Annotated in this window: 15 protein-coding genes; 8 read left to right on the top strand and 7 right to left on the bottom strand. The window is 39.8% G+C overall.

Going from position 1 to position 14,673, the window contains the following annotated elements:
- Positions 1-16 precede the first annotated feature (16 nt).
- Positions 17-1,390 carry an amino acid permease gene (locus tag M3M39_RS00960; RefSeq protein ID WP_252797378.1) on the bottom strand — a complete coding sequence of 458 codons (1,374 nt, stop codon included), beginning with the start codon at positions 1,388-1,390 and terminating at the stop codon, positions 17-19.
- Between the two features lie 218 nt (positions 1,391-1,608).
- On the opposite strand from M3M39_RS00960, the gene M3M39_RS00955 reads away from it, so the two are divergent.
- A complete protein-coding gene (locus tag M3M39_RS00955) occupies positions 1,609-1,872 on the top strand; it encodes a type II toxin-antitoxin system RelB/DinJ family antitoxin (protein ID WP_252797377.1) in 264 nt (87 codons plus the stop codon).
- Positions 1,872-2,150, top strand: coding sequence for a type II toxin-antitoxin system RelE/ParE family toxin (locus tag M3M39_RS00950; RefSeq protein WP_252797376.1), 279 nt, complete (start codon positions 1,872-1,874; stop codon positions 2,148-2,150). The genes M3M39_RS00955 and M3M39_RS00950 overlap by 1 nt, the downstream gene beginning before the upstream one ends.
- 63 nt (positions 2,151-2,213) lie before the next feature.
- Here the strand turns inward: M3M39_RS00950 and gndA are convergent, their stop codons facing one another.
- Together gndA and zwf are read right to left on the bottom strand one after the other, a co-directional pair.
- The gene (gene gndA / locus M3M39_RS00945) at positions 2,214-3,644 is read right to left on the bottom strand and encodes an NADP-dependent phosphogluconate dehydrogenase (protein ID WP_252797375.1); all 1,431 of its coding nucleotides are present in this window, start codon (positions 3,642-3,644) and stop codon (positions 2,214-2,216) included.
- A 109-nt stretch (positions 3,645-3,753) separates the two neighbouring features.
- Positions 3,754-5,244: a glucose-6-phosphate dehydrogenase gene (gene zwf / locus M3M39_RS00940; RefSeq protein WP_252797374.1), complete on the bottom strand. Its 1,491-nt coding sequence runs from the start codon at positions 5,242-5,244 to the stop codon at positions 3,754-3,756.
- 237 nt (positions 5,245-5,481) lie between these two features.
- Between zwf and M3M39_RS00935 the strand changes: the two genes are divergently transcribed.
- From M3M39_RS00935 to M3M39_RS00920, 4 genes are all read left to right on the top strand, one after another.
- The gene (locus M3M39_RS00935) at positions 5,482-7,176 is read left to right on the top strand and encodes an alpha-glucosidase (RefSeq protein WP_252797373.1); all 1,695 of its coding nucleotides are present in this window, start codon (positions 5,482-5,484) and stop codon (positions 7,174-7,176) included.
- A gap of 271 nt (positions 7,177-7,447) precedes the next feature.
- Positions 7,448-8,209, top strand: coding sequence for a LysM peptidoglycan-binding domain-containing protein (locus tag M3M39_RS00930; RefSeq protein WP_252797372.1), 762 nt, complete (start codon positions 7,448-7,450; stop codon positions 8,207-8,209).
- 239 nt (positions 8,210-8,448) lie between these two features.
- Positions 8,449-8,724 carry a type II toxin-antitoxin system Phd/YefM family antitoxin gene (locus M3M39_RS00925; protein WP_252797371.1) on the top strand — a complete coding sequence of 92 codons (276 nt, stop codon included), beginning with the start codon at positions 8,449-8,451 and terminating at the stop codon, positions 8,722-8,724.
- 2 nt (positions 8,725-8,726) lie between these two features.
- On the top strand, positions 8,727-9,080 hold the full coding sequence (locus tag M3M39_RS00920; protein WP_252797370.1) for a type II toxin-antitoxin system YafQ family toxin: 354 nt from the start codon (positions 8,727-8,729) through the stop codon (positions 9,078-9,080).
- Between the two features lie 243 nt (positions 9,081-9,323).
- On the opposite strand, the gene M3M39_RS00915 is transcribed toward M3M39_RS00920, so the two are convergent.
- Positions 9,324-10,541, bottom strand: a complete 1,218-nt coding sequence (locus M3M39_RS00915; RefSeq protein WP_252797369.1) for an MFS transporter — start codon at positions 10,539-10,541, stop codon at positions 9,324-9,326.
- A 104-nt stretch (positions 10,542-10,645) separates the two neighbouring features.
- Here M3M39_RS00915 and M3M39_RS00910 point away from each other — a divergent pair, with 104 nt between their 5' ends.
- Complete coding sequence (locus M3M39_RS00910) at positions 10,646-10,912, top strand: hypothetical protein (protein WP_252797368.1); 267 nt, start codon at positions 10,646-10,648, stop codon at positions 10,910-10,912.
- 91 nt (positions 10,913-11,003) lie between these two features.
- Here the strand turns inward: M3M39_RS00910 and M3M39_RS00905 are convergent, their stop codons facing one another.
- Positions 11,004-11,414, bottom strand: a complete 411-nt coding sequence (locus tag M3M39_RS00905) for an ImmA/IrrE family metallo-endopeptidase (protein WP_252797367.1) — start codon at positions 11,412-11,414, stop codon at positions 11,004-11,006.
- Positions 11,395-11,712 carry a helix-turn-helix domain-containing protein gene (locus M3M39_RS00900; RefSeq protein ID WP_252797366.1) on the bottom strand — a complete coding sequence of 106 codons (318 nt, stop codon included), beginning with the start codon at positions 11,710-11,712 and terminating at the stop codon, positions 11,395-11,397. The genes M3M39_RS00905 and M3M39_RS00900 overlap by 20 nt, the downstream gene beginning before the upstream one ends.
- A gap of 250 nt (positions 11,713-11,962) precedes the next feature.
- Here M3M39_RS00900 and M3M39_RS00895 point away from each other — a divergent pair, with 250 nt between their 5' ends.
- Complete coding sequence (locus tag M3M39_RS00895) at positions 11,963-14,122, top strand: glycoside hydrolase domain-containing protein (protein ID WP_252797365.1); 2,160 nt, start codon at positions 11,963-11,965, stop codon at positions 14,120-14,122.
- Here M3M39_RS00895 and M3M39_RS00890 read toward each other — a convergent pair.
- Positions 14,117-14,647 (bottom strand): hypothetical protein, encoded by a 531-nt coding sequence (locus M3M39_RS00890; protein ID WP_252797364.1) that lies wholly within the window; start codon positions 14,645-14,647, stop codon positions 14,117-14,119. The two genes, M3M39_RS00895 and M3M39_RS00890, sit on opposite strands and share 6 nt — an antisense overlap.
- Between the last annotated feature and the right edge of the window lie 26 nt (positions 14,648-14,673).

Below are 14,673 nucleotides of genomic sequence, written 5' to 3'. Positions count from 1 at the left end.
TTTTTTAGTGGTTCAGTTAGGGTTTAGGGATGTGTCGATTGCGGCGGATTTTGACCGCATATAACGCGCCAATCCAAATTAAGGAACCAATGAGCGCGAGGAGGGAACTAATCCGGAAGAGCAGCACGATGGCAACAAAAGCCAAAAAGATTAACACGATGTAGCTAGAAAATGGATACCAGGGCATTTTGAAAATTAACTGATCTTCCTTACCGGCTGCATCCACTTCCTTGCGGTATTTCATTTGGGCCAAAATAATTAACGACCACATGAAGAGAAAGAGGGTCGTTGAGATGCTGGCAATGAAAACGAAGACTCCCTTGGGGATGAAGACGTTGAGCAAGACTGCTGCGGCAACGATTAGGGTCGAGAAGGTAATGGCATGTTGGGGAATCTGGCGTTTAGATAAGGTTCCGAGCTTTTGGGCGACCTTGCCGTTACTTCCGTGGGTCAAACTAAACATCATCCGCCCAGTGGTGTAAATCGAGGAGTTGCAGGCGGACGTAGCGGCAGTTAGAACCACAAAGTTGACAATTCCGGCGGCTCCGTTGATCCCAATGTTCTTAAAGACTTCCACGAAGGGACTTTGGTTTGGGGAAATCGTCTGCCATGGAATGACACACATGATGGCAGCTAATGCTCCGATGTAAAAGAGGATGATCCGAAACGGGACGGCGTCGATCGCCTTGGGAATCACGTGGACGGGATCCTTCGTTTCGCCGGCGGTCATCCCTACCATTTCAACTCCTGTTAGAGAAAAGACGACCATTTGAAAGGACAGGGCGAAACCTTGCCACCCGTGACCAAAGAATTTATGTGAGTACAAATTGGTTAAGGAAGCGTGACCAGCGGGCGTCTTGTAGTTAATGAGGACTAAGACAATTCCCACCACGATGATGGCGACGATGGCAATTACCTTAATGAGGGCGAACCAGAACTCGGTTTCCCCGTACGCAGCCACGTTAATGGTATTGAGGGCGTAAATAATTCCTAAAATAACGAGCCCGGTTAGCCACGCGGGAATTCCAGGAAACCAGAAGTTAATGTAGATTCCGGCCGCGGTGACTTCCGCAATGGCCCCGATAATCCAACACATCCAATAGGTCCAGCCGGCTACAAAACCGGTGGTTTCCCCCAGAAAATGGGTAATCGGTTCGATGAAGGAATTAGCTTCCAAATTGGACAATAACAGCGTTCCGAGAGCTCTCATGATGAAGAAACAGATGACTCCCGTAATGGCATAGGCCAAGAGGATGGAGGGTCCAGTTAGTGTGATGGATTCCCCAGAACCCAGAAAGAGTCCGGTTCCAATCGTTCCCCCTAAGGCAATGAGCTGAATGTGGCGGTTTTTTAGCCCCCGCTTCAGTTTACGATCATTTTGTTCTGCCATGGTGATACTCCTTTAGAATTAGTATAATTTGGCGCAGATGCACATTATAGTGCTAATTCTATCATTTCGCTAGGTTTCATGTGAGATTTCGTGACACAAAAGAGAAGTTAATTATTGACAATTAATAACTTACCAGCAATAAATTTTAAATGGTGTGTTCATCGTTAACATTTTGTGATATTAATGTGTTACTATTTTATTTAAGGGAGTGATTGATTATGACTAAAACAGATACTAGAGTTACTGTAAAAGTTGATGAAAAAACTAAAGAAGCAGCAACCAAAATATATGAAGAATTGGGATTAACTATGAGTTCTGCAATTAAATTATTTCTTGCAGAAACTGTTCAAACTAAATCAATTCCATTTCAACCTAAAATAAAAGATCAAGAAACAATTAACGCTATCAATGATGCATATACTGGGAATACAGTGAAAATTGGTAATATTAATGATTTTGATAAATGGTTGGAAAACGTTTGATGGAAATTGATCGGACTAAAAAGTTTTTAAAAGATGTGAAGAGATGTAAGAAAAAACATTGGAACATTGAAAAATTAGAAAAAGCAGTTAGATCAATAGTTGAAAATGATGAAAGAGAACTAAAAAAATTAAAAAATCATTCTTTAAAAGGTGATTGGCAGGGACTTTACGAACTTCATATTGAATCTAATTGGTTGCTCATTTATCGGATAAGTAATGACAGAGTTATTTTAGTATTAACTAGAACAGGGACTCATAAAGAAACATTAGGTATTTAATTTAATAAACAAATAAAAAAAGAACCGACAATTGTCGGTTCTTTTTCAGCAATTAAATGCCTTTTATTGTTCTTTGTACCATGGGTAGTGGAAGCTTCCTGGACGGTCAACCCGTTCGTACGTGTGAGCACCGAAGTAGTCACGTTGTGCTTGTAACAGGTTAGCAGGGAGAACTTCAGCCCGGTATGAGTCAAAGTAAGAAACAGCACCAGCTAATGATGGAACTGGAATTCCGTATTCAGTAGCAAAGGCTAAGATCCGACGAGCGGCATCTTGGTACTTGTTAGCGATGTCACCGAAGAATGGATCCATTAACAAGTTGTTCAAGTCAGGGGTCTTTTCAAAGGCTTTTGTAATTTCGTCTAAGAATTGAGCCCGGATGATACAACCTTCACGCCAAATTTGGGCTAATTCACCGTACTTCAAGTTCCAGTTGTGGCTGGTAGAAGCCATCCGCATTTGTTCGAAACCTTGAGCGTAACTCATGATCTTACCGAAGTAAAGAGCTTGACGCATGTCTTCAACGATGTCATCACCGTTGTAAGTTGGCTTCTTGGATGGGCCGTTTAAGACCTTGGCTGCTTCCATCCGTTCGTCCTTCAACATGGAAACGAATCGAGCATAAACAGCTTCCGTGATTACTGATTGAGGAGCACCTTCATCTAAGGCATCTTCTGAAGACCACTTACCAGTACCTTTGTTAGCACCACGGTCTAAGATCATGTCTACGATTGGCTTGCTCTTGTCGTCACCTAAGTCATCTTTACGAGTTAAGATGTCAGCAGTGATTTCAATCAAGTAACTGTTCAATTCACCCTTGTTCCAGTCGGCGAAAATATTAGCTAAGTCGTCAACGGAGTAACCAGCGGCGTTCCGTAAGATGTTAAATGATTCGTCAATTAACTCTTCGTCACCGTATTCGATTCCGTTGTGGACCATTTTAACGTAGTGACCAGCACCATCAGGGCCGATGTAAGCAACACATGGTTTGCCATCTTTGGCTTTAGCAGCAATCTTTTCTAAGATTGGAGCAACCCGGTCATAAGCTTCTTTTTGACCACCAGGCATCAAAGAAGGACCTTGGAGGGCACCTAATTCACCACCAGAAACTCCCATTCCGATGAAGTTAATTCCTGATTTAGCTAATTCTTGGTTCCGGGCAATCGTGTCGTGGAAGTTCGTGTTACCACCATCGATTAACGTGTCACCCTTGTCTAACAATGGGAGAATTTCGTTAATGACAGCGTCAGTTGCAGCACCAGCTTTAACCATTAATAAGATGGTCCGAGGAGCTTCAATTGACTTAACGAAGTCTTCGACGTTGTATGAAGGAATCAGGTTTTTGTCACCGTGATCTTCCATTACTTTTTCTGTCTTAGAAGCGGAACGGTTGTAAATTGCAACGGTGTAACCGCGGCTTTCAATGTTAAGGGCAAGGTTCTTACCCATAACGGCCATTCCAACAACTCCGATGTTTGCTTTCTTGTCAGCCATAATATACCTTCCTTTTTTGGATATTATTTTTGTAAAATCCTACAATCATAGTTTATCATTAGAATTTACATTTGTGAAATGGTTTTCATTGTAAATTGAAAACGCTTTATTACCGAACGTTATCAGGCCAGTACCACTGGTTGCCATCGCGAGCGAGTAGTTCGTCGGCCGCTTTTGGTCCCATTGAACCAGATTCGTAGTTCGGGAAGTCACCGGGTTCGCTGTCCCATAGTTTTTGAACGGGGTCGACGAACTTCCAAGCGGCCGCTACTTCTGGCCAGCTGGCGAAGTACGTTCCGTCTCCAGTTAAGATGTCGTGGAAAAGCCGTTCGTATGGCAATGGAACCTTTGCAGCCCGTTGGTCAGATTGCAGGTAACCGAGATCAATCGTTTCCGTGTGCATTCCTTGTTCGGAATCCTTGGTGTTAACGGTCAGGGTAATCCCAATCTTTGGATCAATGTAGAATGATAGCACGTTTCCTTGGAGTTCTTGTGGTTGCTTGGTTCCCTTGGCGAAGATATCAACCAGGGGTTTCTTGAACTCAATGTCAATGCGACCTTGTTTGTCCGCTAATTTCTTTCCGGAACGAATGTAGAAAGGAGTGTCTCCCCACCGGTGGTTGTTAAAGACAATCTTACCAGCGGCGTAAGTGTCGTTATTGGAATCGCTTGGAACACCAGGTTCTTCGCGGTATGGCACTGAATCAGGACCTGATCCGTATTGACCGCGGACAAAGTTTTGTTTGACGCCTTCAGCATCGTAAACTTCCATGCTTTGCAAAGCCTTGACCTTTTCGCGCCGAATTTCCGTATCAACGAAGGAATTTGGTTGATCCATGGCCAAGTAGCTCACGATTTGGAGGGTATGGTTTTGAATCATATCCCGCAGGGCACCAGCTGTATCATAGTAACCAGCCCGGTCTTCAACTCCGAGCTTTTCAGCTAGAGTAATTTGGACGTCTTTAATGTATTCATGGTTCCAAACGGATTCTAATAAGGGGTTTCCAAATCGGAGCACTGGAATTGCTTCCGTAGTTTCCTTGCCAAGGTAGTGATCAATCCGGTAAATTTGATTTTCATGAAAGGCACTAGTTAAAGCGTCATTCAGTTCCTTAGCGGATTCGTAATCACGACCAAATGGTTTTTCAATTACCAACCGGTTGAAGCCACCGTTGGTTGATAAAACATCTTGATCGTGGAGACTTTGAGCCACCATGCCAAAGAACCGTGGGGCCATTGAAACGTAAAAGACCCGGTTGCCTTCTGTCTCGTATTTTTGTTCTAGTTGATCAGCAAGCTCCTTTAAGTCAGAGTAGTGATCCTTGTTAGTTACGTCGTGTGATTTCCAGTAAAAGTGACTAGCAAAGGTTTGTGCTTGCTCTTGGCTGTCAGCTTCACTGGCAATTGAGTCCATGATTTTAGCACGAAACTCTTCATCTGTTAGTGATTTTCGGGAGAGACCTATCAAAGCGAAATGATCGTTATCGAGGCTACCTTTTTTGTATAAGTTAAAAATAGCAGGGTATAACTTCCGCAATGCTAAGTCACCAACTCCACCGAAAAGCATGAATAATGCTCGTGTTGGTGTTTCAGTTGCCATAACATTCACTCCTTCAAAAAAATGGTTAGATACATCATCAAGGATAAACCATATTTGCTAAGAATGAAAGAGGTTTGTTTGCCCGGCACGGCTGGAATGAAAACGCTATCTTAAATTGTGTGATTACCGAAGGTTGGTTAGATCATAAGGGACTCACTGATGGTTAGAATTGGAAGCTGAATTTGCTAAAATAGAACGCAACGATGGAATGAATCACAGGAGCGAAAGGAGTTTGCGATGCAACGAGCAGCAACCTGGTGGCAAGATGAAATTATCTACGAAATTTATCCACGCTCTTTTAATGATAGTAACGGGGACGGAATTGGGGACTTGCCTGGAATCACAGAGAAGTTGGATTACTTAAAAGACCTAGGGATCACAATGGTGTGGCTGGCACCCATTTATCGGTCTCCAATGGTAGATATGGGTTATGACATTGCTGATTACCAAGCAATTGATCCGGTCTTTGGCACCATGGAAGACATGGAAGAGTTGCTGCAAGCGGCTCATGACCGGGGGTTAAAGGTTATCATGGATCTCGTGTTGAATCATACGTCAGACCAGCACCCGTGGTTTCAAGAAGCATTACGTAATCCAAGCAGTCCTTACCGCGATTATTACATCTTTAAGCCCGAGCAAGCAGGACAGGCACCCACGAACTGGCGGAGCATTTTTGGCGGGTCCACCTGGACGAACGTTCCCAATGAACCGGGACTAGATTACTTTCATACCTTTACATCGGCTCAACCTGACTTAAATTGGGAAAATCCAGCTTTGCGCCAGGAACTGTATCGGATCATTAACTGGTGGCTTGAAAAGGGGATTAGCGGGTTTCGCCTTGATGCAATTACCCATTTAAAGAAGGATCAAGATTGGGCGAATCTGCCGGCCGATGGAAGCGATGGACTAGCTAGTGTGACGAAAAAGGGGTTGAATCGCCCTGGACTAGGAGCTTTTTTGCAGGAACTCAAGGAAGCTACCTTTGCGCATTACGATGCGGTTACCATCGGAGAAGCGGCAGGAGTCCGTCCTGAACAATTGGCTGAATTCGTTGGTCCAGACGGTTATTTTTCCATGATTTTTGACTTTAGCTACCTTAATATTGACGTGGCAGATGCCAATCGATGGACGCGACCACGAAACTGGTCCATTGCAGAATTAGCGAACACCATCTTTGCAAGCCAACAATCCATCCAAGCAGCACAGGGGGTGTTTGCGAATGTTTTAGAAAACCACGACCAAAACCGGGCCTTGACCAAGTTTATTGCAAATCCAGCGGAGCGAACCCCCGCTGCTGCCAAAGCGTTGGCCACGCTCTCCGTCTGTTTGCCAGGGGTTCCCGTTCTCTATCAGGGACAGGAGCTAGGAATGCAAAATTTTCAGCGTGACCGAATTGCGGACTTTAACGATGTTTCTTCCTTAAATAACTATCAGCAATTGTTACAGGATGGTGAGACTCCAACCACGGCTTTAGAAATCGTGAACTGGCGCTCGCGGGATAATGCTCGGGTCCCATTTCCGTGGGATGGAAGTCCGTTTAGAGGCTTTTCGACGGGGACACCCTGGTTAAAGCCGGCTACGGGGCAAACCGGAGTTGACGTTCAGACAGAGCAAGTAGATTTAGCTTCCGTTCTATGCTATTACCAACGATTATTACGCTGGCACCACAGTTCGGAGAGCCGAGCGTTCCTTAGGACCAGTCAGTTTGAGCCGCTAACGCAAACTGGAGCGACAATAATTGGTTACCGGCGACGTTCAACGGAGCGAAGCATTGTGATCCTAGTGAACCTAAGTAATCAAGCAGTTCAGTTACAAAAGGCAGTTCAAGGCCGATTGATTTTAGATAATTTAAACAACGATTCAGGGGCAGAAAGCTTGCAGATAACCACTTTAACCCCCCAACAATCCCTTATAATAGAAGAAACAATCTGAAAGTGGGTCTGAACGAATTAAATTGCAATCTTCGAAAAGCCTTGCCCTAGTAAGCATTAGCTCTATTTTGCTGTTCCTTGAATTACGAAATATGTTAGGAGTGTTACATAGTTACAGAGCGAACCGCTTTTTTTAAAGTCGCTGTAATCCTGCTGTAACAATCAGCCTTTAGTATAGAGACCGTTAAATGATTTAGTTAATCACTTAGCGGAACTCAAGAATTCGAAACTGAAAACAACTTCCCATCTATTATTAAAGGAGAGATTATTTCATGAAACTTAAAGGAATTAAAACTGTAGCCGCTATTACTGCTGTATCTGCTGGGGTATTATTCGCCGGTGCCAACAGTGCTAACGCTTCTACTAAGATCACCGTTAAATCTGGTGATACCCTTTCACAATTAGCTCAAACTTACGGAGTTTCAGTTGACAGCTTACAAAAAGCTAACCACATTCAAGACATTAACAAAATTTATGTTGGTGAAGTTTTCGTAGTTGGTGATGACGGTAACGTGCAAGTAACTACTGCTAATAGTCAAGCAGCTCAAACTGCTACTCCAGCTCAACCACACTATGAAGTAAAACAAGCAGCTGCCCAAGCTGAAACTCCAGCTCAACCAGCTACCCAAGCACAACAAACTAGCCAAGCTACTCAAACTGAAACCCCAGCCCAACCAGCTGCCCAAGCTCAACCACAAGCAACTGCTCAAGCTGAAACTCCATCCCAACCAGCAGCTCAAGCACAACCACAACAAACTAGCCAAGCAGCTAGCACGCAAGCTGCAACTACTTCAAACGACAACGCTTCTGCTGACAACGATGGTTCCTTAGACTCAATCGCTGCCGTTGAATCAGGTGGTTCATACACTGCTCGGAACGGTCAATACATTGGTAAATACCAATTATCTGCTTCATACTTGAACGGTGACTACTCTCCAGCTAATCAAGAACGGGTTGCTCGTCAATACGCTATCAGCCGGTACGGTTCAGTTGCGAACGCCGTTGCATTCCGGAACTCACACAACTACTGGTAAAATGTAAATTAGATTACTAAAAAAAACGCTACTTCGGTGGCGTTTTTTTGTTGTCCATTATTAAAATATTTGCAACCAATGCCTCAATCAATAGAAGTATTAATGCTAATCTAAAATATACTCGATTGATTATGTTTATATATATTGCTAGAGTCTTCAATTTTTAATGAAATAGCTTATTTAAAAATGGACTAAATGTACTAAATAACGTACAATATAGCGTACAAGGAGATGGTAATATGACCAAAGCATTAACTCAAAGTGATTTCCGCAATCATTTAAAGAAATACTTAGACCAAGTAAACGATGATGATGAAACTGTCTACATTGCTCGTTCGAATAGTAGATCAGTCGCAATCGTATCTCAAGAAAAACTTGATTGGTTAGAAAGAGCTTTAAAAGCTAAAGAAGGATCCTTGGAATATGCCGTTGCTAGAGATCAATTAATTAAGCGAAATGTTTTACCTGATGATGATATTGTTGAATCAGATGACGATTACTGGAATCAATTTTAGCTATGGCCAAATTAAGATTCAAACCCAGAGTAACTTTTAATGCGGATTTAAAAAGATTAGCTAATAAAGATCGAACAATTGTAGATGAGGTAAGATCAGCCATTGATATGCTACTTGAACAACATGAATTACCTGCTGAATTTAATGACCATAATTTGCATCGTCACATGGCCGGTTATCGTGAATTTCATCTTCGAGATACACCTCATGGAAAAGAGCCAACTGAAATTAACGATATTTTAGTTGTATATACAATCGATCAAGATGAATTAGTATTGATTGGTATTCGAGTTGGATCACATAACCGTTTATTTCCTGGTGAAAATAAGTTAAAAAAATATCGTAAAAAGCATTAAAAAAACAAATGACCACGAAAAAGTATTAGTAATTTACTTTGAAAACTGAGGTAACAATTACCTTACTTCTGACAAAGACTAGTACTGGTTTAAATGACTCATTCCACTCTTAAAAAAATAAAATTTAGTTCATAAAATGCTTCTATTTAAGTCAGTTGATAGTTTAAGACTTACTAAAAATGGAAGCATTTTTTGTTTGAAATAGTACAATTTTCTATCTAACAAATTTTAATGGATTAATCTTTATGAATTTCTGCTTTTAATTTTTAAAGTAACCAAAACTAAAATGATGCTATAAATGAAGAACCCAATATAAGCAGCTAAAGGGTGAATACTTGGTAATAAAGGAAAAATGACACTAGTGATTGGTGGAGCTAGAACCAATAAAGAATTAACGGTAGTGATAATCCCACCCAAGTTTGCAGTTGGATATTTAGTAATGATTTTAGCAGAAAATCTGGGGGAAACGATGCCGAGTAAAATTGCAATAATCCCAGAATTAAGCAAAATAAGGTATAAATTGTTTACTATAAAGCTCAAACCCACGAAACTGATGAAGAGATTACTAACTTGGTTTAGTTGGTTTTCAGTGTAATTTTTTAATAATGTGCCGCTGAGGGAACTTCCGATAACCATTCCAAGTGTTATTATTGCCGAAAGTAGAGCGATTTTGACGGGATTTGAAATGTAATCTAGGGAATGATTATTTTTTATGAACAAAGCAAAAATGGGGGTTAAACCACCAAAAAAGCCGTTCAGTAACGCCAACTGCCAAAGGTCACTTAGGACAGTTTTATTATGAAAAATGTTTTTGAAATTATTTTTCGTCGTTATAAAAAGGTTCTCTTCTCTATTTGTCACAAAATTAGTTTCAACGTGAGTTAACTGAGGTCTGATTAAATAATAGATACTGCCAATTAGAATGAAAAGCAAAGCGTTAAGATAGGCGACTGTGCTTTTGAGAAAAAATGCCAATAATAATGAGCCGGCTAGAGTTGCTAAAACATTCATTAGTTGGTTGGCCGTACTAATGAGGCCTTGGGCTTGCGTCATATCAGATTCATTGACCATTGTTTTTGTAAATGGCGTCAGTAAGGCTGATGAATAGTTCCCTGATAAACCAGAAAGAAAGTTTAAAACTGACGCAATCATGAGTAATAATAAAGTTTGTGGGTAGTTAAAAATAAAACCAATCCCAAGATACAAAAGGGCCCGGGTAATTGAGTTCTTAATTAACAGATTGCTCTTATGTTGCTTCTGATCAGCCAGACTTCCTAAAAAGAAGCTAAATAAAACTGGCAAAGTTTCAGAGATGGACACAATCGTAACTGCGAGATTGGCCTGTGGTAACGAAGTTGCCGTGGTTAATAATGCGGTATAAAACAAGCGATCGCCCACTTTAGAAAGTAAATCCGTGCCGGCTATCTTAGTGAATAAAGGGTATTTTTGATAAAAGTTCATCACTTTTCCTCCTTTATCACCATCATAAAAGGATCAGAGTGGCTTATGATTTAGTGGTAAACTATAGTTGACTATGATGTAGAGCGCAATTGGAGATGATACTTATGTATGGAGAAACCATTAAAAAGATTAGATTAGATAAGGGATTTTCATTAAAATCGGTATACTCTGACGTGTGCTCTAAGACGAATGCGATTAAATTCGAAAAAGGGGAGCGGATATTATCAGCCGAAAAATATTATCAAGCGAAACTAGATTTTCTGTATGTTGATCAAGCAGAAGGAAAACAAGAATTGTTGAATGTGATTCAAGTTGCTAAATTGCTGGAAAATGAGCGATTGGTAGCGGAAATTGAAGCAATGATTGCTTGATAGTAAAATAGATAGTCAATTTTTTTAATTACTTATAAAATTTAAAGAAGCCAGCCCTACTAAAATAATTATTAAGGCTGGCTTCTTTTATCTAATTAATGTTCTTTTTCATTTCTGTAATACAAATATCTCGTAAAGAACTGGGAATTGCAAATAGCTGCATAAACTCGTCCACGTTAATTTGATCCAGTTCTTTATCTTCTACATAAAATGGGATTAATAAGTCAATGGCCCCAATGTTAGCTTTTTGCTCATAATGCGGTTTAAGTACCGTTGAAAAGTTTAACTGAGCGTCATTCGTATCGCATTGAACTACATGACTAATTTCATGGGCAATAATGAGGGGTAATTGCCGCTGATTAGGCTCATTTGCATTAATCACAATCGATCGTGTGGGAATGTCAGCGAATGACTTTGTTTCTGGCATCAACTTATCAGTGTAAACCACCCCAATATCATGATTTAACGCGTAGTTAAACAGGCTATTTATGATCTCTTGCATCTCTGAGCCTCCTTAAAATTTCCAGAACCGTTTGCTTATCTTCTTCTGGAACTGGCTTTCCTCCAAACATCATAATGGTTTCTAAATCGTCTAAATCAGCGGTAGGTCGTTCTCCGTTCCCCAAGAGATAATCAGTGGAAACGTTAAAGTAATTGGCTACTTTCTTTAATTTTTGAGAATTAGCGTTATCAACCCACTTCTGTAAGGTTCCATTAGGAAAACCAAGTTGATGTTCTAATTCGCGAATGGAAATATTTTTGTTTTTGGCTAATTCCTTAATCCGTTGATAGATCGACATTTACAGCACTTTCCCTTCAGTTGTATAGAATATTTTTCTATTTATTGGTTGACATTTAGAAAATGAGTATATATAGTGTTCCTTGTAATCTAATTGATTACGAATAACAAATAACTCCAACAGACGTGTTGGCTTTTTATTTGTCACCATTGTAGACTATTCATCTACAATAAGCAACGTAATTATAGATTATATGGCTTAATTAGTACTAATTACTCACAATTCAATTCTATAAATGGAGGAAATTAACATGGATCAACAAGTTTTAAAAGTACAAAAATGGTTAAATTCAGAATACGGAAAGGTAAGTGGCTACACCAAGGTTAATGAAAATGGCCAAACTGGTTGGAAGACCATTTATGCTTTACGGGAAGGATTACAGCACGAATTAGGCATTAATCCTGTGTCCAGTGGCTTTGGGGACCATACTAAGTCAGCCTTAGCAGGCCAAGTTGCTAAATATCGGGTGGGTTATAAAGGCAACATCGCTAAATTAATTCAAGGGGCATTTTGGTGTAAAGGTTATAGTCCAGCCGCCTTTAACACCAAATTTTCTAAAGGAACGCAAACTGCAGTAGACGAATTGCGTCAAGATGCAGGGCTACCCAGTGGTAATTTAACGGTTCCTTTAATGGCCGCTTTGTTTGATATGAGTGCCTTTAAATTATTAGGTGGGGGTACTAATGCTATCCGAAAAATGCAACAATACCTAAATCATAACTATCTTAGTTACTTTGGTGATGATTTAGGCTTAGTTCCTACCGATGGCCTTTATCAACGAAACACCAATACCGCCTTAATTTATGCTCTACAAGCAGCCGAAGGTATGTCAACTAGTCAGGCAAATGGAGTTTATGGTCCTGGTACAGTGAGATTAACGCCAACGATTTATCAAGGGACCAGTGGTCCGATTGTTAAAGTGATTCAATATGGTTTAATGGTAAACGGATTTTACGATGGACCCTTTGACGGGATTTATGGAAGTAATGTTGCTAATGCGGTATTCAACTTTCGGAATTTCATGAAGCTTCCGCCTTACAATGGCTCCGCTAACTTAGCTGTAATTAAAGGATTATTAACCTCCAATGGTGATATTAACCGTGACTCTGACGCTTGTGATACCTCATTCCAAGTCTCCAGTTCAACAGCTAAAAAACTCAAAAGTTATGGGTTTAATTTGATTGGGCGTTATTTAACCGGAACGGTGGGTACTGGTTCAAATCGGCGGCAAAAAAATTTAATCCCGAGTGAGATTGAAGATTTGGTGAACGCCGGTTTGCATATTTTTCCCATTTACCAGGATAATGATGGCGATCAATCATACTTCACCGCAGCTCAAGGATTCTCTGATGCACGAATTGCAACTTCTAAAGCAATTGAATTGGGCTTCCCTCAAGGAACCACTATTTATTTTGCTGTGGATACTGACATTCAAGATGGAGATATTGCCGGAACGGTTATTCCATATATGGAAGCTGTTAATTATGCTATTAGTAAACGTTTTAAAGTAGGTATTTATGGAACCAGAAATGTATGCAGCAAAACACTAAAACGGGGTTATGCAGTAAATGCTTTTGTTTCCGATATGTCTACTGGATACAGTGGTAACTTAGGCTACAAAATGCCAGATGGTTGGTCTATTGATCAATTTACCGAATATAACTTTGCAGATATCGCAATTGATCAAGATGCTTCATCTGGTAAAGATAAGGGGACTAACAAGTTTAAGCCAGCTCCTAGAAATACCATTAGTCCAACCGAAGCCATGAAAAAAATTTTTGGTGACTTTTCATTAGACTACGGCAAAACATATGACATTATTAATATCGGTGCAGTCGAACTTTCTGTAAAGGTAGATCAAAAATATACTGTACAAGAAGGACATGGCTACATTGATATTCAAAATGGTAAATTTACTAAAGATGGCTTGTTTAGATATTTAACAGAAAATGGATTTAAAGATTCTCAAAATCTATACAATATGTTGGATGATTATGTAAATAACTTCAAGTTCACTGCGAACGTTGACCTAGGTAATTTATCCATTGGAGCCAGTATTCAGTTTGGAGAAGCCGAGATCTCAACTACTGTTAACGTTTTTAAAGTAGGCAATAAAGAATTATCCGGGGAATTATCTTACACGATTACAATGAAAATCAAGGAAGAGAAACTCCCTAATATCGAGAAAATTGAGAAGTATGGTACTGAAGCAGTAAAAGACGTAAGTAGATTATACGGAGTCGTTGCTTATGATGTAGAATCGTTTGCTAATGTAGTTATCCAATTTATTGCTACTAAGTCTGTTAGTTCAGGAAAAGTTGCTCTCGCTGCTTTAGCTGCTCTACTCGCTTTTCTAACATCTCCCCAATTTATAGAATTTCTTTTAAAGACACTTCCAGACTTTCTATAGAAATAATAAAGACATAATCAGCACTGGAAATGCATAAAGAAAATATAATTTAACTGCTTGCTTAATTACTCCTTTTAATTTTATAGATTGGTGTTTATATATTTTTTTACAAACAGATACATTCACGAAATTTGCAATAGTACATGCTATTAAAAATGACAATAGAACAAAAATTGCATTTGGTATTTTGGTCATTAATGACTTTGCAATCGCTGTACTGGGATTTATTACCAAGATTGGAAATATGAATCCGTAAATCAGCGCATCAAGAAAAGGGATAATCATAAAAAATTTGGGAATTGGAATTAGTGCCAAAAACAAGATTATAGCTGCCAATACTACGTCATGGATAAGAGCAGTAATGATGGATTCATTGGGGTGTAAGTATATTAATGCAACCTTAGTTGTATCAAAATCAGTAATAAAAATTAATGACATAAATAATGATAAAATGGCTAAAAAGAAGATTACCATTTTTGTTAAGGTTTTAAGATTAAGTGGATTATCTTTAAAAATTTTAAGCATGAGATTCTCCTGTTATTATTAGTGGA

Source organism: Fructilactobacillus hinvesii (assembly GCF_024029435.1).
GTDB classification, from domain to species: Bacteria; Bacillota; Bacilli; order Lactobacillales; family Lactobacillaceae; genus Fructilactobacillus; species Fructilactobacillus hinvesii.
The sequence above is the reverse complement of the archived record's forward strand: the minus strand, read 5'-3'. Positions and strand labels throughout refer to the sequence as shown.